Below are 26952 nucleotides of genomic sequence, written 5' to 3'. Positions count from 1 at the left end.
ACCTCTACTGTGCCGCACGATTTTCAGATTGGCCCGCAGGGCCGGGCATGCGGTTTTGTCGGAGGGTCGTGGCATAGTTCGACCACGATGAAACTGACCATGGGTGGCCATACGACGGTCCCGACATCGCTTCTGACGGTTGTGCTTTCGTGGCGGTCTGAGCATGCGGTCCGGGCGCAGGCCGTGCTGGTGGCCGAGCACGGGCGGGCCCGGTCGGATCGGGATTTCGTCTGGTTCGACGCGCCCCGGCACGTCTCGCAGGCGGTGACGCTGGATCGTGAGCCCGCGCCGGGGACGGGACGGCTGTCGGTCTCGCTCCCGCGCACCGGGCCGGAGGTGGCGGGGATCGTGGTCATCGGTTCGGTGCCAGGCGGTTTCGCCGATGTCGCGGGCCTGCGGCTGACCGTGTTCGACCACGACCACCCGGTCGCCTGGTACGACGTGGACACGCCGGACCCGGTCCCGGCCCTGGTGCTGGGTGAATTCACCCGCGCCGCGGAGGGCTGGGAGTTCCGGGCGCTGGCCGACGCCGGGGTCAGCCTGGCGGGGCTGGTACGCGAGTTCGGGGTGCGGATCGATCCCGCGCACAGCTTCGAGCCCGAGCCGCGTCGCACGCCGCCGCCCCCGGATCCCGAACGGGCGGAATGGCATCCGGATCCCCGCGATCGGGCCCGCCTGCGCTGGTGGGACGGCACGACATGGACGGCGTCGGCACGCCCGGCCCCGCCGCAGGATTCCCGCCACTGCCCGCGCTGCGGTGCGCCGCGCCGCCGCGTGTTCGGCGCGGCGCTGTTCGGTGCCACGCCGCTGTGCCGCGAATGTGCCACCGAGACAGCCGAATACCTGCGCACCTGGCGTCCCCGCGCCGAGCGCGCCCTGCGTGGCCTCTCCCCGCACGATGACTGGGAGACGCTCTGGGCCGCGTTGCGCTTCCAGCGCGTCGACCGCGCCGCCGCCCTGGATCTGCTGCGCCCGCTCGCCCTCGATCAGCTGGAACGTCTGGTGGCCTTCACCTTCGCCGACGGCGTGGTGGACGAGTCCGACGTGGACGACTTCGAGGACACCGTCGCGGAGCTGTCCCTGTCGGGCCCGGTCATCGAGGACCTGCGCCGCCGCCTGCAGCGCGGCCGCCTGCTGACCCGCCTACGGTCCGGCGAGCTGCCACAGCAGCCCACGACGGGCCTGCACCTGGATCCCGACGAGCGGGTCCATTTGAACCTCCCCGCCGTACACATCCGGCAGCTGGCCCGCGGCCCCAAGCGCACCCAGGGCCGTCTGATCGTCAGCAACCGCAAGCTGCGCTTCACCGGCCCGGACACCGGCACCGAAATGCCTTGGTCCCGAGTGGTTTCGGTGACCGCAGCCGATGGTCTGGTCGAGGTGTCGGCCACTTCCTCGCGCGGCGGCGCGATCCTCGAGGTCGCCGATCCCGACTTCGTGGCCGCCGCCATGGAGGGCGCGCTGCGCATCGCCAAGCGCCTGGCCCTCACCCCGGGCCGCCGCGACACCCGCTCCATCCCACCGGATGTCAAGGCCGTGGTCTGGCAGCGCGACGGCGGCAAATGCGTCGAATGCGGCGACAGCCACTACCTGGAGTTCGACCACATCATCCCGATCAGCCGCGGCGGCGCGACCAGCCCCGCCAATCTGCAGATCCTCTGCCGCGCCTGCAACCGCACCAAGGGCGCGCACATCTGACCCCGCGAAGCCGCGCATCCAACCCCATCGACGCGCGGGGCACGGGCGAATGTGGGGAATCCGACGGCATGCGATGAATCATGTTGAGCGGCAAACGGTGTGGTTCTAGCGTCCGAGGAAGGCCGGTCGAGGAAGGGATCCGACATGCAGGTGGCGGTTGTGGGCGGTACCGGGACGCTGGGTACGCCGGTGGTGCGGGATCTGGTGGCGCGCGGGCATACGGTGCGGGTGCTGAGCCGGTCCGCGCCCGCCGAGAAGGTGCCGGGGACCACGCATCACGCGGTGGATCTGGTCACCGGTGCGGGGATGGACGAGGCGCTGGAGGGTGTGTACGCGGTGGTGGACGCGGCCTCCCATCGCGGACTGCGCAGCGCGCGGGTGATGGTCGAGGGTGTGCGGACCCTGCTGGCCGCCGAGCAGCGCGCCCGGGTCGGCCACCATGTGGAGATCTCGATCGTCGGTTGTGAGCAGGTGCCGTTCAGCTACTACCGCACCAAGGTCGCCCAGGAGCGGGTGGTCACCCAGGGTCCGGTGCCGTGGACCCTGTTGCGCGCCACGCAGTTCCACGAGCTCATCGACGAAATGGCCGGCGCGGCCGCGAAGTTCCGTGTCGCGCCGCGCACCGGCATGCGGTTCCAGCCGGTCGACGTGGTCGCGGTGGCGGGCCGGCTGGCCGACGCGGTCGAGGCGGGCCCGTCCGGGCGGATCCGCGATCTGGGCGGTCCGGTCGTGCAGACCCTGGGCGAACTGGCCGAGCTCCGCCGCCACGCTCTCGGCCAGGCGCTGCTGCCGCTGCCGGTGCCGCCGGTCGGCCGGATCGTGCGACGGTTGCGCGACGCTGCGCTGTGCCTCGACGCCGATGGCGAGACCGTGTCGTACGACTATGCCGAGTGGCTGCGCCGGCGGTATTCGAAGCCGGTGAGCTGACCCCCACCGGCGACCTGCCCGCGCGTCAGCGCCTCACACGCAGCACGGTTGGTTCGGCGCAGAACTGGCCGGTGGCCTGATCCAGGGTGAGTCCGGTGCGGTTCAGCCCGCCGCTGTCGATCACCGTGCAGTCGCTGCCGCCGACGTGCCCGGTGCCGTCGTCGAGGAGCCGGACCTCGGCGGTGACCAGGGGTTGCAGCTTCTCGGCGTCGAAGGTCCAGAATTCGATGTTCCAGAGTTCGTAGCTGTCGCGCGCGGTGACCACGGTGTAACCGGCCGCGGAGGTGTCGATGCCGATGCCCGCGAGTTCGCCCGCGCGCTGGAACTGCCCGTCGCCGGCCGCGTGGTAGATGACGTAGCGAGTATTGGCGCTGGCCAGCATGATCGGGATGATCAGTTCGTCGCGGCCGTCGTTGTCGAGGTCGCGCAGCCGTGGCTCGGTGGTGCCGACGGCCTGTTCGGTGAGGGTCTGCAACTGTGCGCCGACGGGGTCCAGCACGGTGATGGCGACCGACCCCTGCTGTCCCGTACCGCGGTGCCGCACTTCGAAGGTCAGCCCGGCGGCGTCGTGGGATTGCAGGTAGCAGTCGGGAGGCGTGGCGGCGGAGGCGATATCGCCGCAGGGCGGGAGGGCGGAGACGGGGGTGACCGGACCGGGGACCACGTGATCGCTGGTATGCGGGGAGAGGTCGCCGGCCATGGGTGCGGTAGCGGGGTGTTGTGCGCACGCGGCCAGCGTGAGTGTGGCGGCAGCCAGGACGCCGGCCACGAGATTCCTCCCCATGGAAGCGAGGATAGCGACGAATGTGCAGCAATCGGACCAAGCGAGGCCGACGGCACACATATATCCGACATCATGTGCACAACTGCGCACATATAGGTTTATAGTGGCTGTGTGCTCGACGTGCTCCGCCATCCTCAGTTCCGCAAGCTGTTCACCGCCCAGGTCGTCGCCCTGGTCGGCACCGGACTGCTCACCGTCGCCCTGGGCCTGCTCGCCTACGAGGTGGCCGGGGGCCAGGCGGGCGCGGTGCTGGGCACCGCCCTGGCCATCAAGATGGTGGCGTATGTGGCCGTCGCGCCGGTGATCTCGGCGCTCACCCTGCGGCTGCCCCGGCGGCTGGTGCTGGTGTCGGCGGACGCGGTGCGCGCGGGGATCGCGCTCATGCTGCCGTTCGTCACGCACACCTGGCAGATCTATGTGCTGATCGCGGTGCTGCAGTCGGCCTCGGCCACCTTCACTCCGGCGTTCCAGTCGCTGATCCCCTCGATCCTGGTCGACGAGGAGGACTACACTCGCGGGCTGTCGCTGTCACGGCTGGCCTACGACATGGAGTCGCTGCTGAGCCCGGTCCTCGCGGCCGCGCTACTGACGGTCATCAGCTATCACTCGCTGTTCGTGGGCACCGCGGCCGGTTTCGTGGCCTCGGCGCTGCTGGTGGTGACCACTCGGCTGCCCCGGCTCGCCGCGCCCGAGCGGTCCGCCCCGCTATTGCGGCGCATCACCGAGGGCGCCCGGATCATGATGAACCGGCCGGTGCTGCGCGGGCTGCTGGCCATGAACATGGTGGTGGCCGCGGCCACCGCCCTGGTGATCGTGAATACCGTTGTGTACGTGCGGGATCAGCTGGGCGGCTCCAATACAGCAGTGGCATTGGCGCTGGGCTGCTTCGGATTCGGTTCCATGGCGGTGGCACTGTCGACCCCGCGGTTGCTGACGCGGGTGTCCGATCGCCGGTTCATGATGACCGGCTGTGTCCTGCTGCCGCTGGGCCTGATCGCGGCGTCGCTGCCGACCCTGCTCCCCCGCGGGGCCGGTGCGCTCGTGCTGGCGGTGACCTGGGTGCTGCTGGGCGCGGGTACCTCGATGATCAACACTCCGTCCGCCCGCCTGCTGCGCGCTCAGTCCGAACCCGACACCCGCACAGCAGTTTTCACCGCGCAATTCTCCCTCTCGCACGCGTGCTTCCTGGTGACCTACCCGGTCGCGGGCAAGCTGGGCGCGCTGGCGGGCCTGCCGATCACGGCGATCGCGCTGGCCGCCCTCGCTACACTGGCAGCTACGACGGCGGCCCGCGCTTGGCCCGCACACGTGCCGGCAGGCCCCGAGGTGGTGGCGGCAGGAAGGTGAACTGGTGAGCGAGGAGACCGAACCGGCACCCGCCGCACCCAGCCTCATCCACCCGGTCCATCCGGATCAGCCCCACCTGGACGTGGCCACCGCCACCTTCCGCATGCTGTCGGATCCGACCCGCCTGCACATCCTCTGGATCCTCGCCTCCGACGAGGCCGATGTCACCGCCCTCACCGAGGCCTGCGGCGCCTCGCGCACCGCGGTCAGCCAGCACCTGGCCAAACTCCGCTTCAGCGGCCTGGTCGACACCCGCCGCGAGGGCCGCCGCATCATCTACCGCATCCGCGACGGCCACCTGGCCCGCCTGGTCCGCGAGGGCTTGAACCATGCCGATCACATCGTGACCGGCGAACCCTCCCACGAATAGCGAGCATTTCCCGGGACTCGGCTCCTGGTCAGTGGGACGTGGTATCGCCGAGTGCCCGCATGCGCCGTGACGATATGCCTATTCGAAATATCTCGAGACGAATAGTGAGAGGTCGCGCATGCATCCCGAGCAGGGCAGCCCATTCGATGTGATCATCATCGGTGCCGGATTCGCCGGACTCTACGGCGTCCACCAGGCGGCGAAGGCCGGATTGAACGTGCGCGGCCTGGAGGCGGGCGACGGTGTCGGCGGCACCTGGTTCTGGAACCGCTACCCGGGTGCGCGCTGCGACGTGGAGAGCGTCGACTACTCCTACTCGTTCGACGAGAACCTGCAGCAGAGCTGGACCTGGACCGAGCGTTTCGCCGCCCAGCCGGAGATCCTGGCCTACCTCAACCACGTGGCGGACCACTTCGAGTTGAAACAGCGCTATCGGTTCGGTCAGCGCGTCGTCGGCGCCCGCTTCGACGACGAGGCCGCCGTCTGGACGCTGCGCACCGAGGCCGGCGACGAATTCCGCTCGCAGTTCGTGGTTTTCGCCACCGGCTGCCTGTCCGCGCCGATCAAGCCGAACATCCCCGGCATCGAAACCTTCGCGGGCGAGGAGCTTTTCACCGCACAGTGGCCGGAGCAGGGTGTGTCCTTCGAGGGCAAGCGGGTCGGCGTCATCGGCACCGGCTCCTCGGGCATCCAGGTCACGCCGATCATCGCGCGAGAAGCGGAGGCGCTCACCGTCTTCCAGCGTTCGGCCAACTTCAGTGTCCCGGTGCCCAACCGGCCGTGGACCGACGAGGAGCAGGGCGAGATCCGCGCCACCTACCGGCAGCGGCGCGAGAACTCCTACTATGCACCGGCAGCCACCCCGCACCGCTCGCTGGAGATCAAGGCCCTGGACCTGACCGCCGAGGAGCGCGAGCAGGCGATGCAGGACCGCTGGGACGGCGGCGGCGTGCTGTTCAACAAGGTCTTCCCCGATCAGAACAGCGATCTGGCCGCCAATGAGCTGGTACGCGAGTTCGCGGTCGCCAAGATCCGCGCCAAGGTGGACGACCAGGCGGTGGCCGACGACCTCATCCCCTACGACCACCCCATCGGCACCAAGCGCATCTGCACCGACTCCGGCTACTACGAGATGTTCAACCGGCCGAACGTGTCGCTGGTGAACCTGCGCCGCGAGACCATCGAGGAGGTCACCCCGACCGGCATCCGCACCGCCGACAAGTTCATCGAACTCGACACCCTGGTCTACGCAACGGGTTTCGACGCCATGACCGGTGCGCTGCTGCGCATCGACATGCACGGCGCGCGCGATACCCGCCTCGGTGACCTGTGGGCCGATGGGCCGGTCACCTACCTGGGCTTCGGCATCCCCGGTTTCCCGAACATGTTCAGCATCAACAGTGTCGGCACCCCGTCGGTGATGGCGAACATGGTGCTGCACTCCGAGCAGCAGCTGGACTGGGTGCTGGCGCTGGTGGAGCACTGCCGCGCCAACGGGATCCGCAAGGCCGAGGCTCGCGCGGAGGCGGCGGTCAAGTGGACCGATCACCTGCTCGAGGTCGCCGAGGGCACGCTGTTCGTGAAGGCCAACTCCTGGTACATGGGCGCGAACATCGAGGGCAAGAAGCGCGTATTCATGCCCTACATCGGCGGTTTCGGCAACTACCGCCGCTACTGCGATGACGAGCGCGACAACGGGTACCCGAACTTCGAGCTCACCGCGTAGTCACCCGCTGACACGACGAGACCGGCCCGCCCCCTGGAGGCGTGCCGGTCTTTTCGTCTCCGCTCAGGCGGGCAGACCCAGGCCGGTCGCCAGGACGGGCCACGACCGCTTCATCGCGTCCTCCCAATAACCCCACGAGTGGGTGCCTGTCGGCGTGAAGTCATAGGTGGCCGCGATGCCGAGGCCGTCGAGCTTGGCCTTCAGATTGTGGCTGCAGAAGTCGGTGGCGGCCTCGATCCCGCCACCGATGGTCAACTGCTGGAGCCAGCCGTCTGTGCCCGGCAGGGTGTGCGGGCCGCCGGGGGCGTCCCACCGGCCCGGCAGCCCGGAACCACTGGAGATGAACAGATTCAGGCCGCGCAGCTGGTCGGCGTGCACATAGGGATCGTTGACGGCCCACTCGCGATCGCCCTCGGGGCCATACATGTTCGCGCTGTTCCCGCCGCCCTTCGTGACCACGTCATTGGCGAAGTGATATCCGATGGGGTCACTGATCTGGGCACAGCCGCTGTAGACCGCAACCGACCGATACAACCCGGGCGCGGCGATGGCCAGCTGCAGCGCCGAGGTGCCCGCCATCGACAGACCCGCGATCGCGTTGCGCCCGTCGGCATTCAGCGCCTCGTCGACGAGCGGTGGCAGTTCCTCGGTCAGGAAGGTCTTCCACTTGTTCACGCCCAGAGCGGGATCCGGGGCCCGCCAATCGGTGTAGTAGGTGAAATCCCCGCCGATCGGCTGCACCACATCGACGTTCTTCTCGGCCAGAAAGTCCAGCACATCGGTCTGTGTCTGCCAGGTAACGGCGTCGGCGGCGCCCGCGCCACCGAGCAGGTACAGCACCGGGGCGGGCTGGGAGGTGCCGGGCGGACGGTGCACATCGACCTGAATGCTCTTGTCCATTGCGGCCGAATAGACCTGCAGAGTCACGAGACGGGTGTCGGCGGTCATGCTGGAGACGATGCGCGAGCCGTCTGCGGAGGTGCCGGTGTAGGTCACCGGGGTGTCCGGTTGAGCGGAGGCCGTGCCCGCGGCCATCGACACCAGAATGGTTGCGGTCAAGGCCGATACCGCGCTGCCCAAGGTAATTGTGGAACGCACGCTGTCTCCTCCGGCAGGTTCCCGGTTGTCACGAGTCAGCACTTCAGCGTGCCGAGCGGCTTCGGAAAATGCTGGCCCGGAACTGAACTGACTCCGAGAGTACGTTTCCGGCCGTAGGGTCAGGGCGCGATTCGGGGTGCGAGGTCCGGATCCGCGAAAAGTCGCGGTAAGCCCTATGGCGGCCGTCTTGCACCTGGTGACACGAACCGGAGCGGGCGGCCGGCCACAGGTCCAGTGACACACCGGGCGGCGCAGCATCCGCCGAAAGTCGAGCGGATATCGGCGCGGCCCAATATCGGTGCAGGTCAAGCGAACTTCGTTGTTTTCGCGCGGATGCTACGGCTGTCGCCGATTGGGGTCCCAGTAGTAATCGCCGTAATCGCCGAAAAAACAACGGATATGACGTATCCGCAGGTAGTCGGGGGGTCCGAGGCTACGGGGTCATCTTGTTGAGGTGCCGGTAGATCGTGGGGCGGGTGATGCCGAACAGCCTGAACCGGTCACGGGTGGTGAGCGTGCCCAAGGGCTGGCTGGCCGGGCGCGCGACGCCGGTGCGGTGGTAGGGCGCCAGCAGATGCCGCGCCACCTCGGTGGGGTCGGTGTCGGGGTGCCGGCAAGCGGCGCTGACCGCCCGGCGGATCTCCGCGACCGGGCCGATCCCGCGGTCAGTAGGTTGGTGGGATGAGCGCCGACCCGATGCAGGAGCGCGGTCCCGTGGCCGTGCGGCGGTCTGTCGCGGGTCGGCTGCGGGCACTGCCGGGAAGCATCGGCTATTTGCTGGTTGGCGGTGCTACCGGCGTGGCGGCCACGGTCGCCACGGTTGGTTTGTTCGTGGTGGCGGCCACCAGCCTCGGTGGGGTGGGCATTCCGGCGATTCCCGAGTACCTGCGGTTGATCCGGCCGCTGACCGAGTTCGAACGGCGGCGGGCGGGCAAGCGGTTGGGTGCGCCGATCGTGGTGGCGTATCAGCCGATGACCGGCGGGCTGCGCCAACGGCTGGCGAGCGCCTTCCGGGATCCGGCGAACGGCCGGGATATCGCGTGGCTGTTCGTGCACGGGGTGCCCGGCATGGTGGTGGCGTTGTTCTCGATCGGACTGCCGTCGGGTGTGCTGAATCAGCTGGCGATTCCGGTGTATTGGCAGATCGTGCCACCGGGCACCGTCGACAGCTTCGGCTTCGTGGTCGATTCCTGGCCGCTGGCCGGGCTCAGCGCCCTCATCGCGATTCCCCTGGCGGCCCTGGTGCTCCGGCTGCCCACGGTGGCCCGCTGGCAGGCGCTGCTGGCGCGGACGCTGCTCGGTCCGGCGCCGGGCGCCGAGCTCGCGGTGCGGGTGGCGGAGTTGACCGCCACCCGGGCCGCCGCGCTCGATGCGCACGGGGCGGAACTGCGACGCATCGAACGGGATCTGCACGATGGCGCGCAGGCGCGGATCGCGGCGGTCATCATGCAGCTCGGGCTGGCCGATCAATTGCGCGAACGGGATCCGGCCGCATCGTCCGATCTGGTACGCAAGGCGCAGGACACGGCCGAGGCCGCGCTGGCCGAACTTCGGGATGTGGTGCGGACGGTGTATCCGCCGGTGCTCGCGGATCGTGGTCTGGCGAGCGCGATTTCGGCGTTGGCCGCGCGCTCCCCGATTCCCGTCGAACTCGCTCTCGGCGACACTGTCGGGCCGCGCCGGGACACGGTCGAGGTAGCGGATTCGAGCAGATCGGGACCACGGTGGCCCGCGGCTGTCGAAGCGGCCGCGTATTTCGTCATCTCCGAGGCGATCACCAACGCGACCAAACATTCCGGGGCCGAACATCTTCGGGTATCCCTCGGAGGCGATGCCGGGCTGCTGACCGTCGAGGTCTTGGACGACGGGGTGGGCGGGGCTCGGGAGACCGAGGGCGGCGGGCTGGCCGGGATCCGGCGACGGGCCGAGGCTCTGGACGGGCGGATGCTGCTCAGCAGTCCGGCGGGTGGGCCTACCGTGGTGCGAGTGGAGCTGCCATGCGGGTCGTGATCGCCGAGGACGATGCCCTGTTGCGGGAGGGGCTGGCGCTGCTGTTGCAGACGGCGGGGATCGAGGTGGTCGCCGCGGTCGACAATGCGGAGGACTTTCTCACGGTGGTGACCGCCGACCGGCCCGATGCCGTGGTCGTGGATGTGCGTCTGCCGCCCACCTTCACCGATGACGGATTGCGAGCCGCGGTGCGGGCCCGCGAGATTCACCCCGGCCTGCCGGTGCTGGTGCTCTCGGCCTGGGTCGAGGACAGCTATGCCGCCGAACTGCTCGGCGATGGGGCGGGCGGGATCGGATACCTGCTCAAGGAGCGGGTCGGGAAGGTGGATCGGTTCCTGGATTCGCTGCGGCGGGTCGCCGAGGGTGGGACCGCCATGGATCCGGAAGTGATCTCGCAGCTGCTGGTGCGGCGCAAGACCGACGATCCGCTGGCCGCGCTGACCCCGCGCGAGCGCGAGGTGCTGGCGCTCATGGCCGAGGGGCTCGACAATGCGACCATTGCCGAGCGCCTCGTGGTCACCGAAGGTGCTGTGCTCAAACACATTCGGAGCATCTTCGCCAAGCTGGGGTTGTTCGCCGACGAGGTGGGACACCGGCGGGTGCTGGCCGTCCTCGCCTATCTGAATGCCGGATGATCAGTCGTCGCGACAGGTGAGGTCGGCGGCGGGCAGGGTGCCGTCGGCCAGGTAGGTGTTCACGGCGTCGTACACGCAGGAATTCGGGTAGCGGCCGAGGATCGAGTGGATGGCGACGTCCTGCAACGTGACCATGCGAGAGCCGGTGAGCGCCCGGTGCATGGCGAGTGCTCCGCCGTAGTTGGTGCGGGTGTCGCCGGTGGCCTGGATGATCAGGTTGGGCACCGAATTGCCGATCGCGGTGGGGGATTCGGCGGGCGGGGCCCAGAACGCACACGGCGTGATGTTGTTCGCCATCGCGCCGAAGACCGGCTGGGTGGCGCGGGAGGCTTCGATATTGCGCCGGTACCAGTCGGGGTCTCGGGGTGCGCCGACATCTCCGCAGAGGATGGCCATCTGGGGTGACATGTCGCGCGGCTGCGCGCGCAGGATCATGGCCAGCTTGCCCGCCAGATCCTCGTCCGGCCGTACCGGTTTCCCGTCGGCGGCGTCGGCCAGCTCCCGGATCTGTTGTGCGGCAAGACCGTAGCCGTGCGGTGAATCGAAGGGGATGTACAGCACCAATGGCAGGGAATGCGCGTCGAGGTCGTAGTCGCCGATCCGGATCGGCTGGGCGGCGGCGTGTTCGATCAGCCGCACGACCAGACCGCGAACGGCCGCACCGGTGGTGCCGAGGTGATATTCGTCGTCGCGCTGTGCGGTCCAGGCCGCCCAGGCGTCGAGCACGGCCTCGTTGGGTGAGCCCATGTCCTGCAACATGCCGACCGCGCCGTAGCGGTCCGGGTCCACGCTGCCGTCCAGCACCATGCGGCCGGAACGGTCCGGGAACATCTGCATGTACACCGCACCCAGATAGGTGCCATAGGAGGTGCCCAGATAACTGATCTTGGTTTCGCCGAGCACCGTACGGATCACGTCCATGTCCCGAGCGGTATTGCGAGTGGTGAAGTGCGGTAGGCGATCTCCTTCTGCCGTGGCGCAGCGCGCCGCCAGATCGGCTTGGTCGGCAACGGATTCGGCGAACCCCTTGGCATCGATACCGGCGAACTGCAGGCCGAAGCCGTGCGGCCAGTGGCAGTTCACCGCCGAGGAGCGTCCGACACCGCGTGGGTCCATCCCGATCAGGTCGTAGCGGGCGCGGACCTCGGGGGTCAGGGCCTGGCTCGTGTCCACGAAGTAGTCCAGGCCCGCACCGCCCGGACCGCCCGGGTTGGACAGGATGACGCCGCGCCGCTGGGCCGGGTCGGTGGCGGGGATGCGCGAGATGGCGACCGTAATCGTGCGGCCCTGCGGCTCGGCGTAATTCAGGGGCACCGTGACATCGGCACACTGCGCGCCCATGCCGTCCAGGCCCGGTGCATCGCAGGACTTCCAGGTAAGCGGCTGGTGGTAGTAGCGGTCCAAGGGCTCGGCCGCACCGGCGCGATCGGTGACGGCGGTCGTCGTGAACGCCACCGCGCCGACGAGTCCGGTGACCGCGAACGCTGCCGGAACACTCAGTGCCCAAGCGAGCTTGTGTCGAAACACGAATATTCTCCTCATCGTGCGCAGACGGCGGCATCGAACAGCTTCGATACCGCGTCCGAGGCGGCCGTATCGACCGGGAGCTGATTGACGGTCACCACGACGGCGGTGCCGTCGGACCCCACGCCATTGCGGGTTTCGAAGCCGGGGATGCTGCCGCCGTGGCCCCACACGTCCTTGCCACAGGAGACCGGGTGGTGAATCAGGCCGAGTCCGTAACCGGAAACGGGTTCGCCGCGGTCCCAGGGGAGGGTCTGTTTCATCTCGGCCAATTGCGCTGCGGGCAGCAGCTTCCCGGCGAGCAGGGCGGTGAAGAAACGGTTCAGGTCGTCGGGGGTGGCGACCATCGCGCCTGCGGTGTCGGCCCAGGACGGGTCCAGATCGGTGAAATCGATGCGCCGGCCGCCGGTTTCCTGATATCCGCGCGGATGCGGCCCCCGGATGCCGATCTCGTGCGCGTCTGGGAAGTAGGTGTCGCGCAAGCCCAGCGGTTCCAGGATGCGGCCAGCGATCTCGGCCTCGGCCGAGCGGCCGGTGACCTTCTCGATCAGCATGCCGAGCAGGATGTAATTGGTGTTCGTGTAGACCGAACGCGCACCCGGTTCGAATCGGGGCGGCATGGACAGGGCAATGCGCACCAGGTCCGCGGGTTCGTAATGGGCCCACCGGATTTCGTCGGCATCGGGCCTCAGCTGCGGGGTGTTCGCGGCAGCCGTCAGATCCGGATCGCCGCCGCCCAGGTAGTCCGGCAGGCCGCTGGTGTGCTGGAGCAGTTGGCGGACCGTGATGCGGTTGCCGTCATTGCCATTGCCCTGCACGATGCCCGGTAACGAGCGCTCGATCGGGGCCTCGAGATCGACCTTGCCCTCGGCGACCAGTTGCAGCACGACAGTGGCGACGAAGGTCTTGGTATTGCTGCCGATCCGGACTCGGGCATCGTCGGCGATGGGCTCTCCGGTGGCCAGGTCGCCCGCGCCGGCGGTCAGCACCCGGTGACCGTCCGGGCCGTCGATGGTGACCTGCGCGCCCGGGAAGCCGCTGCGGACCAGCGTGTCGAGGGCCTGTGTGACGGTCCGATACATCTCCTTGCGGGTCGGTTCGCCGCCGATGTCGGTGCCGCACGCTGGGAATACGAGCGCGCCCAGCAGCCCGACACCGGCCAGCGCGACCCTTCGGCGATGTCGCCGCATTGCGCTCATGAAGACATTCCTCCTGTTCAGTTCGGGTTTTCGGCCAGTTCGAGCGTAGGAATCCGGATCCGCGCGGCCCATGCCCCGCACGCCCGAATCACGGTCGCGCGCGCTACCTGGGAGGAGGTAGCGCCAGCGCCACCTATATGCACCTTGTTGCATATAGGTAACTCTCGCCTACTGTCCGAGATGCGAGAGCTTCCGCCCTGCCGACTTCACCCCAAAGCTGGCGCGGCTCAACGCCATCCGGCTGGTATTCGCGCCGACGACCTTGTTCGAGGACACACAACGCGGGAACCGACGGCTGGCGCCACTGGTACCAGAAGAAAGTGACTCTGTCGGCCGGTACGAACAGCGTCAGCCGCTTCTTTGGACCGTGATTCATAGCGACCGCGAGGGGGCGCGGTCTGAGCAGGCCGGTGATCTCGCCCTCCGAGGGGCCCTCCCTCGTGCCGAGATTGGCGCTGTTCAGAAAACGATGGTTCCCATACGCCGACGGTCCTTGGTCCGGGCATCCCGCGCTGTGACTCGCAGCGATCGGTGGCGGTGTTCTCGCACCATCAGGTGGCGCTGATTCAGGCCCGTTCAGGCAGTGTGAGCCGAAGCACGGTAGTTGTCACAAAGGCGAAATGGTTGTCACCGAGCGGTTTTGGGTGTAGCTCGCTTCCAGGGCACTCGCCAGCAGATCCTATTCGTTGGTCGGTGAGGTCTGTGGTCCGGGCGTCGGCTACGGTCTGGATCTTTCAGCTGGGGTTCTTGTCGGCTGTGGCAGCCTGATGCGACCAGTACTGTGCCTGGTGATCGTCGCCGCGGCGTTGGTATCGGGCGGCCAGGTTCCGCATGGCGCGGATATAACCTGCTGCAGCGGCATCGTGTAACCAGGACTCCGACTCGGCGTCATCACCGTTGCGTTCGGCAAGCAGGATTGCCAGGTTGTTCATGGCACGAGGGTCACCTGCCGTAGCAGCCTCGCGATACCAGTATTCGGCCTCGGCCATGCTCCCATGCTCGTCGCAGGCGACCGCGAGATCGAACATGGCATCGACATCCCCTGTCAAGGCGGCCATGCGCCAGCCCATGGCCGCCTTGCGGTACCAGTGTTCCGCGGCCGCGTGATCGCCTCGTCGCGCGCAGCAATCACCGATATTGCACTGGCTCAGCGGGTCGGACCGGGTCTCCTCGGCGCGGCGGAACCAGAACTCGGCTTCCACGTGGTCGCCGGATCTCTGCAACTGCGCACCCAGATTGTTCATGGCAACCGGATGCCCGGCGTCGGCTGTGCGACGCAGCAGCGTGACGGCCTCCGCAGTATCACCGAGGATCTCGGCCAGAGCTACCGGCGAATTCGGGTTGCCGGCCTCATCTCCCATCCGGAACCATCGGATCGCATCCTCGCGTGTTCCTCGCCGATACGCCAGCACGCCAAGGTTATGCATGGCAACGGGCAATCCTGCCGCGGCGGCCTCGCGATACCAGTCCTCGGCCGCGGTGTCGTCGCCGCGGTCGAGGAGAATCTCCGCCAACATGGCCATCCCGACCGGGTTACCCTTCTCGGCGGCCCACCGGAACGAATCTTCGGCCAGGCGCCGCTGCCATGGGTACTTGCTGCGCAACAGTAGAAAGCCGGCAGCTACCCAAGCCTCGGGATCATCGGCCAACTGGCCGCGCAGCAGCCGGATATAGTCGCGTATCGCTCGAAAGTTCTTCTGCACCCGGATCTTCGACATGCCCCCACCGCTTCTTCCGGGCCGGACGCCAGGAAGGCCCGGGCGTACCGGAATGTGTACCCGCTCGGCGACCCCGCAACACCCACCCTGACAGTGTCCGGATACGTTCGTTCGCGAGACACTTTGGGCCTCCGGGGATTCCCGCAGGTCGGATCCCACCGAATCTGTAAAGGTTGCCGAGGATTCCCGAGATCCTCTATGTCGATCACGCCAACGGGTGGGCTCGTCACAGCAGACTGGAAGGGTGCCCGATCTTGTTGCGCTCCAGGCAAAATTCGCTCCATGAGCCCGAACCGGCGTCAACGGCAACGCCGCATGCCCGACTTCGCTTCGGCCAGGCCATGAGTTTGCCAGTAGGTTGCTCCGGCGCATAGCGGTATCGTGTATGCGAGCCTCCGCCGTTGGATTGGAGAGCACGGTGAGCGACAATCCGGCCCGCAAGAAATTCTCCGAGCTCAAGAAGCGCGCCGGACAGCGTCTGGTGACCGGACCACGGCGTTTCCTCATCCCCGACGCCGACCTCGACGAGTTCTGGGCCACGCTGGAGCCCGCGACCGTCGACTTCATGATCGGTGAATGGGAGGGTGGCGAGTTCGACACCGGCCATCGCGAAAACGGAACGCTGGCCCTGATCAACTGGTTCGGCAAGACCTTCTATTCGGCCACCGACGTGCAACCTCTGGTCTGCGTGGACGCCGACGGCAACAGGTATTCGAACACCGAGAACGGCGAAGGCAGCCTCTGGATGGAGGAGTTCCGTGGCGAGGTCACCGCGACGATGGTGTTCGACGGGCAGCCCGTTCACGACCATTTCAAGAAGATCGACGACGACGCCGTGATGGGCATCATGGACGGCAAGAACGCCCTCGACAGCGGCCGGTACGCATATTTCTATCTCGAGCGGGTCTAGGACCGTCGATTCCACCGGAAGTGCCGCCATTGGTGGCCGTCTTCCACGGCCGTGCCTATCAACACGACGCCGGGAATCTTGGAGATCGCTTTCAGACTGCGCTCGTTGTCGACGCGGATGCAGACATGGAAGGTGACCGCGCGCGCTGCAGCCCGGATGGTCACAGGCCATCATTTTCGCGGCCGCCGAGTACCCACGACCCCAGAGTTCGGGATCGACCAGCGTGGTGAACGACATCGTTGGACCCGGAATGTCGACATCCGACTCCACGGGGAAGAACACCTCCGGCGGGCGCCATCTCGACAGAAGCTCCGCGAAGAGGAACGCGACCGGGCGGTCGCCGTCATGGGCCACCCAGCTGTGGACGTCGAGGTAGCTCTCCGGCCACGCCCCGATTCCCACCCTCGTTACCACACTTGTACACAAGACGAAACCGGCTCGCTTCCCCTGAAGGCGTGCCGGTTTCGTCGTTCACCGGTCAGGCCGGCAGGCCCAGACCGGTAGCCAGGACGGGCCACGACTTCTTCAGCGCGTCCTGCCAGTACCCCCACGAGTGGGTGCCGGTGGGCGTGAAGTCGTAGGTGGCCGCGATGCCGAGGCCGTCGAGCTTGGCCTTCAGGTTGTGGGTGCAGTAGTTGGTGGCGACCTCGAGCGTGCCGCCCAGGGCCACCTGGTTCGCCCAGCCGCCCGCGCCGGGCAGGGTGTGCGGGCCGCCGAGGGCGTCCCACTGGCCTGGCAGGCCGGAACCGCTGGAAATGAACAGGTTCAGGCCGCGTAGCTGGTCGGCGTGCACGTAGGGATCGTTGGCGGCCCACATGGGATCGCCCTGCGGGCCGTACATGTTCGCGCTGTCGCCACCGCCCGCGGCGACCACGGTATTGACGAAGTTGTAGCCGAGCGGGTCGCTGATCTGGGCGCAACCGCTGTAGGCGGCCACCGACTGGTAGAGGCCGGGCGCGGCGATGGGCAGCTGCAGCACCGAGGTGCCCGCCATGGACAGACCGGCAATGGCATTGCGGCCGTTGGTGTTCAGCGCCCGGTCGATGAGCGGCGGCAGTTCCTCGGTGAGGAACGTCTTCCACTTGTTCACGCCCAGAACGGGATCCGGCGCGCGCCAGTCGGTGTAGTAGCTGAATCCGCCGCCGATCGGCTGCACCACATTGACGTTCTTGTCGGACAGGAAGTTCAGGACGTCGGTCTGCTTCTGCCAGGTGGCGGAGTCGGTGCCGCCGCCCGCGCCGTTGAGCAGGTACAGCACCGGGGTGGGCGCCGAGGTGTCGGCGGCGCGCTGCACATCGACCTCGATGTTCTTGTCCATGGCGGCCGAATAGACCTGCAGCGTCAGGGTGCGCGCGTCGGTGACCTTGCTGGAGGCGATGCGGGAGCCGTCGGCGGAGGTGCCCGCGGAGGCCGGCGAGGTCCCCGGGTCAACGGAGGCGGCGCCCGCGGCCACCGGTAGCAGAACGGTTGCGGTCAATGCCAATACCGCGCTGCCCCAGATCTTCGTTGAACGCACGCCTTCTCCTTCGGCAGTTTTCTCTGGTGTTACGAGTCTTTTATGCAGGTGTCACGAATCAGCCCCCCACGTTGCACACGGGCTCTTAGCAATTGCTGACTCGAAGCTGAGCTGCGCCTGAGAGGGTGGAGGGACCGCCGGTCGGAGGCGGAAATCGGTTCGGGTGAGCTCACTCACGGCCGCAGCCGACCGGGATCCGCACCACTGAGGAGGGCGGTCGGTGCCCTGTCGGTCATGGTCAGTGCACTGTCGGTGAGCTGTCAGCGCGGGTCGGCATCGTCATGGACACCCACGAACAGCCATCACCGAAAGGCGCCGCAATGTCCGAGAACGCGCACATCGATTCCGCCCTGACCGATTTCGTCGCGGCCACCGCCGCCGAGTACGGGATGCCCGGCATCGCCGTCGGCGTCTGGGTCGACGGGCGGGAGATCCACGCCAATGTCGGTGTGACCAGCACCGAGAACCCGGTGCCGATTACCGAGCACACGATCTTCGCGATCGGCTCGACCAGCAAGACCTTCACCACCACCGCCCTGATGCAGCTGGTCGCGGCGGGCCGGGTCGATCTCGACGCGCCGGTGCGCACCTATGTGCCCGAGCTGGAGCTGATCGACGAGGAGTCCGCGGCGACGATCACTGTGCGGCAGTTGCTCAACCACACCGCCGGGCTGGAGTGGAACGTCATCAACAACACCGGCGACGGCGCGGACGGGCTGGCCGCCTTCGTGGCGACACTGGCCGAACTGCCGCTGATCGGCGCGCCCGGCGAGCGGGCGTCCTACAGCCAGGCGGGCTTCAATCTGCTGGGCCGCGTCATCGAGAAGGTGACCGGGGAGTCGTTCGAAAAGGTCGTCGCCGACACGGTTCTGGAGCCGGTGGGGCTGGACGAGAGCTTCTACTTCCAGGGCGATGTCATGACCCGCCGCTTCGCCGCCGGGCACGAGCGGCAGCAGGACGGTGGGCTCGAGGTGTCGCGGGCCTGGAAGGGCAGTCGCGCCAACAACCCTGGCGGCGGGCTCGGCTCCACGGTGTCGGATCTGTTGCGCTGGGGCCGATTCCACCTCGGTGACGGCCGCACCGAGAGCGGCGCGACGGTGCTGCCGGCCGAGCTGATGCACCGGATGCAGCAGCCGACCGTCGAGCTGCGGGCCAGCACCCTCGCCGACGCCTTCGGCCTGTGCTGGATGCTGCGCGATGTGGACGGGGTCCGCACGGTCGGCCACGATGGTTCCGGCTTCGGCCAGTTCGCCAATTTCCAGCTGGTTCCCGAACGCGATTTCGCGGTGGTCGTGCTCTCCAACGCCAGCCCCGACGGCATCCCCGCCAACCAGGCCATCATCCGCTGGGCTCTCGAGCACTACCTGGGCGTCGTCGACAAGGACCCCGAGCCGGCCCCCTTCGACGCCGAGCGCGCCCCGGAACTGTTCGGCGTCTACGACATCGACGCCATGACCATGACCTGCTACGCCGACGGCGACCAGCTCTACCTCGACTGCAGGGTCAAGCCCGAGATCCGCGCCGCCGCCGGCGCCGAGATCCCCCAGGACCACCCGCCCTTCCCGTTCGGCCTCCTGCCCGGCGGCGATGAATACGTCGTCACCGACGGCTCTTTCCAGGGCCAGCGCGGGTACTTCACCCGCAACACCAACGGCGACATCATCGCCATCGACCTGGCGGGCCGCGTCTTCACCCGACTCTCCTGACACCTCTGAATGCTCCTGACACCTTCGAACGAGAGGGCGCCCCCGATACCCGGGCAGGCGTCCTCTCATTGGTGCGTCGAGAGACAACGGACGCTGCTGGTCGTCGAGTGCGGCTCTGCTCAGATCTGCGCAGGGCGGGCACCACGCCGCCGGGGCCGCATCTGGTGCAGGCGATACCAGGCCAGCGCGAGGAAGATCGCCGCCAGACCGGCGACGACTCCCATATCGAGCAGCCACGCGCCGATGGTGTGTTTCCACAGCGGGTCGGGCCCACCATTGTGCGGCGAGAGGGTGTCGAGGTCGAGACTGGCCGCGGCAGCGCCGTAGCCCCAACGGGACGGCGACAGGTAGGACAGCTGTTGCAGAACGGGCGTGCCGGGAAGCCGCACCAGCCCGCCGGTGAGCACCAGTTGCGCCATCGACAGCACGATCAACAGCGGCAGTGTCTTTTCCGAGGTGTTCACCGAGGCCGACACCAGCAAGCCCAGCGCCAGCGACGCGATGCCCAGAATCGCCATCGCCAAGATCAACTCCAGCTGGACCGAGGTGAATATCCCTGTCGGCGGGAAACTCTCACCGATAGTGCCGATCAAGAACAACACCGCTGTCTGAAGGACCGTGATCACGCCCAGGACCAGCAGTTTCGACATCAAATAGACTCCCGACGACAGTCCTGCCGCGCGTTCTCTGCGGTAGATCGTCTGTTCCTTGACGATCTCGCGAATCGCGTTGCCGGTGCCGACGAAGCATGCACCGAATATCAAGATCATGAGCTTGGTCCCGGCATCGGTGTTGGTTCCCGGCGCCCCGGTGAACCCCTCGCCCGACGGCACCGCAGCGATCAAACCGCCCAGCAGCAGCGGCATCGCGCCGAGCAACGCCAGATAACTGCGGTCCGAGGCGATCACCGCCAGATACCGCCGGCACAGTGTGCTGAGCTGGCTGAGCTTGGACTGCGGCGCGGGCGGCGGCGCCGGTGTGTGCACTTCCGCCGGTCCGACATCATTGGTCAGCCCGACAGCGACGTAGTTCTCGAAGCGCGGGGAGTCCCGGAACTCACCAGCCCAGTCGCGGTCCTCCTCCCGGTCGAATGCCTGGAACACCTCGGCCCAGGTGCGCTGCCCGAACTCTTGTAACCCCTCTGCGGGCGGTCCGTAATAGGCCAGCTTGCCGCCGGGCACCAACACCAGAAGGCGGTCACAGGAATCGAGATTCGCCACGCTGTGGGTCACGACGATGACGGTCCGCCCGTCGTGGGCGAGTTCGGACAGCATTTCCATGACCGTCTTGTCCAGGCCGGGGTCCAGGCCCGAGGTCGGTTCGTCGAGGAACAGCAGGGACGGTTTGGTCAGCAATTCCAATGCGACGCTCACCCGTTTGCGCTGCCCGCCGGAGAGCCGGTCGATGCGGGTGTCGGCATGCCGCGACAAGCCGAGTTCGTCGAGGACTTCGTCGACTCGCTGCTCGCGCTCCTCGCTGCGTGTGTCACCGGGGAAGCGCAGCTCGGCCGCGTAGAGCAGGGCGCGTCGCGTCGCGAGCTGGTTGTGCAGGATGTCCTCCTGCGGAACCAACCCGATCCGGTGTCTCAGCTCGTCGTAATCGGTGTACAGGTCACGTCCGTCGTAGCGGACGGTTCCCTCGGTCGCGGGCCGCAGCCCGGTGACCGCGCCCAACAGCGTCGACTTGCCCGCGCCGCTGGGTCCGATAACCCCGACGAGTGAGCGCTGCGCGATGGGGAAGCTCACCTCGTCGAGCAGCACTTTGCCTTCCGGTGTCCGCACTATGAGGTTCTGTACCGAGACCGAGATGTCACCGGTGTCGACGGACTCGCGCAGTTCGTTGCCGACGAGCCGGTAGGTGGTGTGTCCCATGCCGATCAAGTCGGACTCGGACAAGTCCGCGGCATCGATCCGATGGCCGTTGACATAGGTGCCGTTGTGGCTGTCGAGGTCGACGACTCGATACCTGCCGTCCGCGATCACCTGCAGTTCGGCGTGATGGCGAGAGACCATGAGGTCGGGCACCACGATGTCGTTGTCGGCGGCGCGCCCGATGCGGAGCGTGCCCGAGACGATCCGTACTGCCGCAGTGGGGCGGGCGGCCGGACGCGACGACCGCGACACTCGCCGGGGCAGGCCCGGCTCGAACTTGGTGACCGTGACTTCATCTTCCAAGTCATAGCCAGGATTCGGGACGACCATCGTGTCCTCACCGATATCGGCATCGGGCTCGGATTTGGGTGATGTTTCCAGCGAGCAGGACAACCGCGCACCGTCTTTGGCATGCCCTAGCTGGAAGGTCTCGTCGTGGTCGATCAGCATCCGCTCGACGCGGCGACCGTCGAAAAAGGTGCCGTTCAGGCTGTGCGCGTCCTCGATTTCCCAACCGTGCGATCCCCGCTCCAGCACGGCATGCAAGGCCGAAACACGCGGATCGGTGACAACAATGTCGGCGGCCGGATCGCGGCCGATGTTGTACGCACCCCCGGCGCGTAGTCGATAGACGTGTTCTCGGGTCTGCACCACAAGAACCGGCGATTCGGAGAATTCGGTGGAGGACCGCTCATCCGCCATAACGGAAGTATACGACCGCGCTTAACTGTCGCGGCGATAATCGGCCACAACCATCCTCTCGTAATGTCCACTTTGCCCAGTTCGCACCCTGGGCAACACCAGCCTGACCAGCACAAATTCCGCCTGACGAGCGGATAGATAATCCCATTCGATCTCACGGAATCCATAGCGAAGCCGCTCGGCGGCCACACGACCGAGCCCGGACGAAGAATGCCGATGGGATTTTGAAATACTAATCCGATAGAACCTGACACAAGATCGACACCGAATATTTCTCAATTTGTTTCGTATACCGAATTTTGTTACATCCCATATGCGGGTTCACCGGCGCTTTTCGGCGCTCACATAGCGCGCCTGCTGCATGAGGTCGAGCAGTTCGGCGGGCATGTCGGTGATCGGCTGGGCGTAGCCGGCGGCGAGGTCGACAGGGGTGGTGCTGTGGACCGACCAGCCGTGCCGTGCCAGCCAGTCGCCGGGAACAGCGCGGGCGTCGTCGTACCAGAGGTCGCTCACGTCCAGGTTGCCGAAGGGATTGCTGCCGAAGAACTTTTCCTCCGTATCGGCGAAGCGTTGCGGGTCCAAGCCGCGGCCGAAATCATCGGTGGCCACGCTGCTCCCGGGCGAGGACAGGGCGTCGATGCGTTCGAACAATGCGTCGTGTGCCGAACCCGGGAGGAACGGCAACAGCCCCTCGGCCGACCACGCCGTCGGCCGCTCCGGATCGAATCCCGCGGCGGTGAGCGCGGCGGGCCAATCGTCGCGTAGATCGACCGCCACCACGCGCCGATCGGCCTTGGCCACGGCACCGCGCTCGGCGAGAACCCGGTCCTTGAACTCCAGCACCCGGGGCTGATCGATCTCGAAGACGACCGTGCCCGCGGGCCAATCCAGTCGGTACGCCCGCGCATCCAGACCGGATGCCAGGATCACCGCCTGCCGCACGCCCTGCTGCCACGCCGCGGCGAAGAACTCATCGAAGAACCTCGTCCGCACACCCATGAACCGCCCGAACCGCCTCATCTTGCCCACGGACGCCGGGTCGTCCAGCATCTGCGTGAAGTGCGGTTCACCCGCCGCCTCGACGAACCACGCCGCGTAATCGTCGTGGATCATCGGCTCGGGATCGATCGTCTCGAGTGCGCGAAACGTGGCAACGCCCAAGGCGGTCAGCCCCACGCTCGTCACGATGTCCCAGCTGTCCCCTTCGGTCCGCATCAAGGTCACCCCATGGTGTCAGCGATCGTCTGAGCTATCTCGAGCGGAGCCAACGCCCCGCATCCAACCCGGTCGATTCTGCTCCCATGAAGAACCCCATGGCAACCGACCGGTTATCGCTCCGGCGCGGGGGATGTATCAGCCTGATTTCTCCGCCACGCCGCCAACCCGCGGCCAGTTCGTGAACACAGCAATGTTTCGGCAAGCCCGATTCTGCTGCGCCGCCGACCATGACGTCGTTACCGTTGGAGAGGTCCATAGCTCCCTATCTGGAGGTGACCCATGACTACCGCTCGCGACATCATGCACCCGGGCGCGCACTGGATGACCAGCACGGATACTGTCCAGCGCGCTGCGCAGACAATGCGCAAACTAGGCGTTGGAGCCCTGCCGGTCGGCGACAAGAACGAGCGAATGATCGGAATCATCACCGATCGCGACATTGTCGTGAAATGCACTGCCGACGGGCGTGATCCGGCGAAGCTCTCTTGCGCCGAACTGTGCGAGGGTACGCCGCGTTGGATCGATGCCGATGCCGACGTGAAGGATGTCCTGCACGAGATGGAAAGCCATCGGATCCGGCGGCTGCCCGTGATCGAGAACAAGAGGATGGTCGGCATGATCAGTGAGGCAGATCTGGCCAGGCATCTACCTGACAGTCAACTCGCCGAATTTGCCGGATTCATCTACTCACAGGCCCCGGGGCAGCGCTGACGAATGCCGACAATTCGGTGTGGTCTCAACGGGTCGGCGCACACGCAGACCCGTTGAGACCACCGGCCTCTGTTGCGAGGCGGGCCAGGGCCTCTGGTCTGGGGAGGTCTGCGCCGAGGTGGTAGGCGCGCTGATATTCGGTGTCGCCCAGGCGGTTTGTAAGGGCGGCGGTCAGGGTGGTGAGTTCGGGCTCGCCATGGTCGGCGGTGCCGCGGATGACTTGGCCGAGGCCGAGGGCAGTGGCGGCGGCGGACGGGTTGGCTTCCAGGAGAAGGAGTTTCGCGAGGAGTTCGGCGGTGTGGGCTTGAGCCTGGGCGGTGGCGGCGGAGTCGCCGTAGGTGAAAGCGCCTTCGATGGCGCGGGGTAGGAGGGCGCGGGCCGCGACGGGTGATCCTTCGGTGAGGCGGTTGCGGAGGCGGGCGACCGTTATGTGATTGGCGGCCATGGCTGCTGGATAGGGCAGGTGGCGGAGGCGATGCCCGAGTTCGTCGAGGTCTTGGTCCGAGCGGGTGATATCGCCGGTGCGGCGGTGTAATTCGGCGCTGGTGAGCAGGATGACGGCGGAGAGGCGGGGGAAGCTCTGGTCGGCGGCCAGACGCTGGGCGGCGTCGATGTCGCGGGCGGCTTCGGCGAGTTCGCCGCTGCGCATGCGTTCGTCAGCGAGGGCGGTGCGGGCGGCGACGATGTCGTCCTCGGTGCCGAGTTCGGAGGCGAGGGTGACGGCGCGGGCGTAGGCCGCGCGGGCCTGGTCGTGGTCGCCCTGCAACGAGTGGGCGCGGCCGACGGCGAGCAGCGCCATGCCCAGGCCCCAGCGGTCGCCGACGATTTCGAAGCCGCGCAGGGCTTCCCGGCGCGCGGCCGCCCCCTCGTGCAGGCGTCCCTGCCCGGTCAGGGCAATGTCGCGAGCGAGCTGCGCGCTGGCCCGCACCCAGGGGTCCGGCCAGGTCATCGCCTGTTCGAGCTGTCGTTCGGCCAGCTTCTCGTCGTCGGCGCGCGCCGCCAGGAGCGCCGTCCAGAGTGGTACGGCCGCATGGAATTCCAGCCCTCCGGCCCGTACGCAGTCCTCGATGAGCCCGGTCAGCGAGCTCCCGGCGGGCGGCGAGCCGGCCATCAGCGCGATCACCCGGAGGGCGGCCCGCGCGGCCGCCGGGAGCTCGTCCCCGAACCGCAGAACGGCTTCGAGCGAACTCTCGAACTGGGTGCTCATTCCCCGGATTCCCCAGTACCAGAACATGGCCCGCACCAGCCGCACCGCAGTATCCGGGACGGTGCCGAGGGCGATGCGCAGGGCGGCCGCGAGGTTGGCGTGTTCCGCATCGAAAAGGGCTATGGCGGTGAGCTGTTCGGTACCGCGGAGGTGGGGTTCGGCCTGTTCGGCGAGGGTGAGGTAGTAGTCGGTGAAGAGCGGGGTCAGGTCGTCGGGTGAGCGGGTGAGCTGGCCGGCGGCGTAGGCGCGGATGGTTTCCAGCATGCGGTAGCGCGGCGGGTCGTCGGGGGTGACGGTGACGAGGGACTTCTCGACCAGGGCGTCGAGGAGGTAGAGGATGTCCGCGGCGGGGAGGTCGCCGTCGGCGCAGATGGCTTCCACGGCCTCGGCGGTGGCGCCGCCCGGGAAGGCGGAAAGCCTTCGGGCCAGGATCTTTTCGGGTTCGTCGAGCAGGTCCCAGCTCCATTCCACCAGCGCGAGCAGGGTGCGCTGCCGGGGTAGGGCGGTGCGACTGCCGGAGGTGAGCAGCCGGAAGCGGTCGCCGAGCCGCCGGGCGACCTGGTCGACACTCATGGCGCGCAGTTTGGCGGCGGCGAGTTCCAGAGCCAGTGGGAGGCCGTCGAGTTGGCGGCAGATCTCCACCACGGGGGCGACGGTGGCGTTATCGACGGCGAAGCCGGGTCGGATGGCGGCGGCGCGGTCCGCGAACAGCCGCACGGCCGGCGCGCTCTGGGCCACAACGGGATCCGCAGTCTCGACCGGAATGCCGAGCGGTCCCAGGTGGCACAGCGCCTCGCCGGTGATGGCCAAGGGTTCCCGGCTGGTGGCCAGTACGCGCAGCCGCGGCAGTCGATCCAGCAGTTGTTCGGCGAGGGCCGCGGCGGCCGCGATGACATGCTCGCAGTTGTCGAGCACCAGTACCGCGGGCCCGACGTCCAGTAGTTCGGTCAGCCGGGCGGTCTTGTCCGGCCGCTCGGCGGAGTCGCTGTCGAGCGCCCCGGCCACCGCGTCCGCGAGCTGGTCGGGTGCGCCCAGTTCGGCCAGCGGCACGAAGAACACCGCCCCCGTCGACTGCTGTTCCATGGCTTCCAGCGCGAGCCGGGTCTTGCCCGCTCCGCCGGGTCCGACAATCGTGACCAGCCGCGAATCCGCCAGCAGCCCGGCCAGTTCCGTGAGTTCCGCCTCGCGCCCGATGAATCCGGTCAGCCGCACCGGCAGCGTCCTGGTCACGGGTTCCCAACGCGGAGGGGGGATTTCGAGCTCGCCCCGCAGCAGTGCGAGATGCGTGTCCCGCAGGGTGGCCCCCGGGTCGATGCCGAGTTCCTCGTCCAGCCGCTCCCGCATCTCCTCGTAGACGGCCAGCGCCTCCGACTGTCGTCCCGCCGCCGCCAACGCCCGCATGCGCAGCGCGGCCAGCCGCTCGCTGAGCGGATTGTCCGCTCCGGCGATCTCGAGATCGGTGAGCACATCGGCGTACCGGCCCAGCCGCAGCTCGGCCTCGAATCGATCCTCGACCGCCGCGGCCTGCAGATCGTCCAACCTGGTCGCGGCGGCTCGAGCGAACGGGGCGTCCTGCACATCGCCGAGCGCGGGTCCGCGCCACAGCGCGAGGGCCTCGCCCAGCCGGCGGGTGGCCGCCTCTGCCCGCCCGGCGGCCAGCTCCTGACGGCCCTGTCGCACCAGGTCCTCGAACCGGTCGGCGTCCACCGCCACCCCGGGCAGCCGGTAGCCGCCGGTCCCGAATTCGACCGTGCCCACGCCGCGCAATGCCTTCCGCAGCCGGGACACCGCGGCCTGCAATGCGCCGGCCGCCTCGGCCGGCGGCTCCTCACCCCAGAGTCCGTCGATGAGCGCTGTCACCGGCACGTCCCGCCCCGATTCCAGAGCCAGCCGCGCCAACAGCATCCGCACCCGGACGCCGGGGATCTCGACCGGCGTCCCGTCCTCGGCATGGACCCGAACGGGCCCCAGCACACCAACCTGCACTCCTCCGCCTCTCCGAGCCTTCAGCGGACAGCTGAGAGCCGCTATCTGTCGCGCACCCGTGCCGCCGGTTGGGCGCCGAACCAATTCTG

Annotated in this window: 21 protein-coding genes; 10 read left to right on the top strand and 11 right to left on the bottom strand. The window is 67.8% G+C overall.

The window, feature by feature from the left end; all coding sequences use genetic code 11:
* Nucleotides 1-87: 87 nt before the first annotated feature.
* Both ABZ909_RS25390 and ABZ909_RS25385 read left to right on the top strand, forming a co-directional pair.
* A complete protein-coding gene (locus tag ABZ909_RS25390) occupies nucleotides 88-1698 on the top strand; it encodes an HNH endonuclease (protein ID WP_357003806.1) in 1611 nt (536 codons plus the stop codon).
* A 144-nt stretch (nucleotides 1699-1842) separates the two neighbouring features.
* Nucleotides 1843-2625, top strand: coding sequence for an SDR family oxidoreductase (locus ABZ909_RS25385; RefSeq protein ID WP_357003803.1), 783 nt, complete (start codon nucleotides 1843-1845; stop codon nucleotides 2623-2625).
* Nucleotides 2626-2650: 25 nt separating this feature from the next.
* Here the strand turns inward: ABZ909_RS25385 and ABZ909_RS25380 are convergent, their stop codons facing one another.
* Nucleotides 2651-3409: a hypothetical protein gene (locus ABZ909_RS25380; protein ID WP_357003800.1), complete on the bottom strand. Its 759-nt coding sequence runs from the start codon at nucleotides 3407-3409 to the stop codon at nucleotides 2651-2653.
* Between the two features lie 111 nt (nucleotides 3410-3520).
* Here ABZ909_RS25380 and ABZ909_RS25375 point away from each other — a divergent pair, with 111 nt between their 5' ends.
* The 3 genes from ABZ909_RS25375 (at nucleotide 3521) to ABZ909_RS25365 (ending at nucleotide 6852) form a co-directional block, all read left to right on the top strand.
* Complete coding sequence (locus ABZ909_RS25375; protein WP_357003797.1) at nucleotides 3521-4756, top strand: MFS transporter; 1236 nt, start codon at nucleotides 3521-3523, stop codon at nucleotides 4754-4756.
* A gap of 4 nt (nucleotides 4757-4760) precedes the next feature.
* A complete protein-coding gene (locus ABZ909_RS25370) occupies nucleotides 4761-5126 on the top strand; it encodes a metalloregulator ArsR/SmtB family transcription factor (protein WP_357003794.1) in 366 nt (121 codons plus the stop codon).
* A 118-nt stretch (nucleotides 5127-5244) separates the two neighbouring features.
* Complete coding sequence (locus ABZ909_RS25365) at nucleotides 5245-6852, top strand: NAD(P)/FAD-dependent oxidoreductase (RefSeq protein ID WP_357003791.1); 1608 nt, start codon at nucleotides 5245-5247, stop codon at nucleotides 6850-6852.
* Between the two features lie 63 nt (nucleotides 6853-6915).
* Here ABZ909_RS25365 and ABZ909_RS25360 read toward each other — a convergent pair whose 3' ends face one another.
* Nucleotides 6916-7950, bottom strand: coding sequence for an alpha/beta hydrolase family protein (locus ABZ909_RS25360; RefSeq protein ID WP_357003789.1), 1035 nt, complete (start codon nucleotides 7948-7950; stop codon nucleotides 6916-6918).
* A 433-nt stretch (nucleotides 7951-8383) separates the two neighbouring features.
* Entirely contained in the window at nucleotides 8384-8536 is a 153-nt protein-coding gene (locus tag ABZ909_RS25355; RefSeq protein ID WP_357003787.1) for a hypothetical protein, read from the bottom strand.
* Between the two features lie 95 nt (nucleotides 8537-8631).
* Between ABZ909_RS25355 and ABZ909_RS25350 the strand changes: the two genes are divergently transcribed.
* Complete coding sequence (locus ABZ909_RS25350) at nucleotides 8632-9960, top strand: sensor domain-containing protein (RefSeq protein ID WP_357003784.1); 1329 nt, start codon at nucleotides 8632-8634, stop codon at nucleotides 9958-9960.
* Entirely contained in the window at nucleotides 9948-10595 is a 648-nt protein-coding gene (locus ABZ909_RS25345) for a response regulator transcription factor (RefSeq protein ID WP_357003781.1), read from the top strand. Before ABZ909_RS25350 ends, ABZ909_RS25345 begins: the two co-directional genes overlap by 13 nt.
* Here ABZ909_RS25345 and ABZ909_RS25340 read toward each other — a convergent pair whose 3' ends face one another.
* The 3 genes from ABZ909_RS25340 to ABZ909_RS25330 form a co-directional block, all read right to left on the bottom strand.
* Nucleotides 10596-12122 (bottom strand): alpha/beta hydrolase, encoded by a 1527-nt coding sequence (locus ABZ909_RS25340; protein ID WP_357003779.1) that lies wholly within the window; start codon nucleotides 12120-12122, stop codon nucleotides 10596-10598.
* 11 nt (nucleotides 12123-12133) lie between these two features.
* On the bottom strand, nucleotides 12134-13318 hold the full coding sequence (locus tag ABZ909_RS25335; RefSeq protein WP_357003776.1) for a serine hydrolase: 1185 nt from the start codon (nucleotides 13316-13318) through the stop codon (nucleotides 12134-12136).
* A gap of 734 nt (nucleotides 13319-14052) precedes the next feature.
* Nucleotides 14053-15036: a tetratricopeptide repeat protein gene (locus ABZ909_RS25330; RefSeq protein ID WP_357003773.1), complete on the bottom strand. Its 984-nt coding sequence runs from the start codon at nucleotides 15034-15036 to the stop codon at nucleotides 14053-14055.
* Between the two features lie 418 nt (nucleotides 15037-15454).
* Between ABZ909_RS25330 and ABZ909_RS25325 the strand changes: the two genes are divergently transcribed.
* Nucleotides 15455-15946, top strand: coding sequence for a DUF4334 domain-containing protein (locus ABZ909_RS25325; RefSeq protein ID WP_357003770.1), 492 nt, complete (start codon nucleotides 15455-15457; stop codon nucleotides 15944-15946).
* On the opposite strand, the gene ABZ909_RS25320 is transcribed toward ABZ909_RS25325, so the two are convergent.
* Nucleotides 15943-16110, bottom strand: a complete 168-nt coding sequence (locus ABZ909_RS25320; RefSeq protein ID WP_357003768.1) for a hypothetical protein — start codon at nucleotides 16108-16110, stop codon at nucleotides 15943-15945. The genes ABZ909_RS25325 and ABZ909_RS25320 overlap by 4 nt on opposite strands.
* A 314-nt stretch (nucleotides 16111-16424) precedes the next feature.
* Nucleotides 16425-17399, bottom strand: coding sequence for an alpha/beta hydrolase family protein (locus ABZ909_RS25315; RefSeq protein ID WP_357003965.1), 975 nt, complete (start codon nucleotides 17397-17399; stop codon nucleotides 16425-16427).
* A 383-nt stretch (nucleotides 17400-17782) separates the two neighbouring features.
* Between ABZ909_RS25315 and ABZ909_RS25310 the strand changes: the two genes are divergently transcribed.
* A complete protein-coding gene (locus tag ABZ909_RS25310; protein WP_357003766.1) occupies nucleotides 17783-19168 on the top strand; it encodes a serine hydrolase domain-containing protein in 1386 nt (461 codons plus the stop codon).
* Between the two features lie 119 nt (nucleotides 19169-19287).
* Here the strand turns inward: ABZ909_RS25310 and ABZ909_RS25305 are convergent, their stop codons facing one another.
* Together ABZ909_RS25305 and ABZ909_RS25300 are read right to left on the bottom strand one after the other, a co-directional pair.
* The gene (locus ABZ909_RS25305) at nucleotides 19288-21741 is read right to left on the bottom strand and encodes an FHA domain-containing protein (protein ID WP_357003764.1); all 2454 of its coding nucleotides are present in this window, start codon (nucleotides 21739-21741) and stop codon (nucleotides 19288-19290) included.
* A gap of 321 nt (nucleotides 21742-22062) precedes the next feature.
* A complete protein-coding gene (locus ABZ909_RS25300; RefSeq protein ID WP_357003761.1) occupies nucleotides 22063-22956 on the bottom strand; it encodes a class I SAM-dependent methyltransferase in 894 nt (297 codons plus the stop codon).
* A gap of 282 nt (nucleotides 22957-23238) precedes the next feature.
* Here ABZ909_RS25300 and ABZ909_RS25295 point away from each other — a divergent pair, with 282 nt between their 5' ends.
* Nucleotides 23239-23670 carry a CBS domain-containing protein gene (locus tag ABZ909_RS25295; RefSeq protein WP_357003758.1) on the top strand — a complete coding sequence of 144 codons (432 nt, stop codon included), beginning with the start codon at nucleotides 23239-23241 and terminating at the stop codon, nucleotides 23668-23670.
* Nucleotides 23671-23695: 25 nt separating this feature from the next.
* Here the strand turns inward: ABZ909_RS25295 and ABZ909_RS25290 are convergent, their stop codons facing one another.
* The gene (locus ABZ909_RS25290) at nucleotides 23696-26851 is read right to left on the bottom strand and encodes a BTAD domain-containing putative transcriptional regulator (RefSeq protein WP_357003755.1); all 3156 of its coding nucleotides are present in this window, start codon (nucleotides 26849-26851) and stop codon (nucleotides 23696-23698) included.
* Nucleotides 26852-26952 lie beyond the last annotated feature (101 nt).

Origin of the sequence: Nocardia sp. NPDC046763 (genome assembly GCF_040645495.1) — a bacterium.
Lineage (GTDB): Bacteria > Actinomycetota > Actinomycetes > Mycobacteriales > Mycobacteriaceae > Nocardia.
This window is presented reverse-complemented; position numbering and strand designations above follow the sequence as displayed.

Bases quoted from the DNA above. Each gene is read 5' to 3' on its own strand.
- ABZ909_RS25390 (WP_357003806.1), top strand. From the start codon at position 88: ATGAAACTGACCATGGGTGGCCATACGACGGTCCCGACATCGCTTCTG.
- ABZ909_RS25385 (WP_357003803.1), top strand. From the start codon at position 1,843: ATGCAGGTGGCGGTTGTGGGCGGTACCGGGACGCTGGGTACGCCGGTG.
- ABZ909_RS25380 (WP_357003800.1), bottom strand. From the start codon at position 3,409: ATGGGGAGGAATCTCGTGGCCGGCGTCCTGGCTGCCGCCACACTCACG.
- ABZ909_RS25365 (WP_357003791.1), top strand. From the start codon at position 5,245: ATGCATCCCGAGCAGGGCAGCCCATTCGATGTGATCATCATCGGTGCC.
- ABZ909_RS25350 (WP_357003784.1), top strand. From the start codon at position 8,632: ATGAGCGCCGACCCGATGCAGGAGCGCGGTCCCGTGGCCGTGCGGCGG.
- ABZ909_RS25345 (WP_357003781.1), top strand. From the start codon at position 9,948: ATGCGGGTCGTGATCGCCGAGGACGATGCCCTGTTGCGGGAGGGGCTG.
- ABZ909_RS25335 (WP_357003776.1), bottom strand. From the start codon at position 13,318: ATGAGCGCAATGCGGCGACATCGCCGAAGGGTCGCGCTGGCCGGTGTC.
- ABZ909_RS25330 (WP_357003773.1), bottom strand. From the start codon at position 15,036: ATGTCGAAGATCCGGGTGCAGAAGAACTTTCGAGCGATACGCGACTAT.
- ABZ909_RS25310 (WP_357003766.1), top strand. From the start codon at position 17,783: ATGTCCGAGAACGCGCACATCGATTCCGCCCTGACCGATTTCGTCGCG.
- ABZ909_RS25305 (WP_357003764.1), bottom strand. From the start codon at position 21,741: ATGGCGGATGAGCGGTCCTCCACCGAATTCTCCGAATCGCCGGTTCTT.
- ABZ909_RS25300 (WP_357003761.1), bottom strand. From the start codon at position 22,956: ATGCGGACCGAAGGGGACAGCTGGGACATCGTGACGAGCGTGGGGCTG.
- ABZ909_RS25295 (WP_357003758.1), top strand. From the start codon at position 23,239: ATGACTACCGCTCGCGACATCATGCACCCGGGCGCGCACTGGATGACC.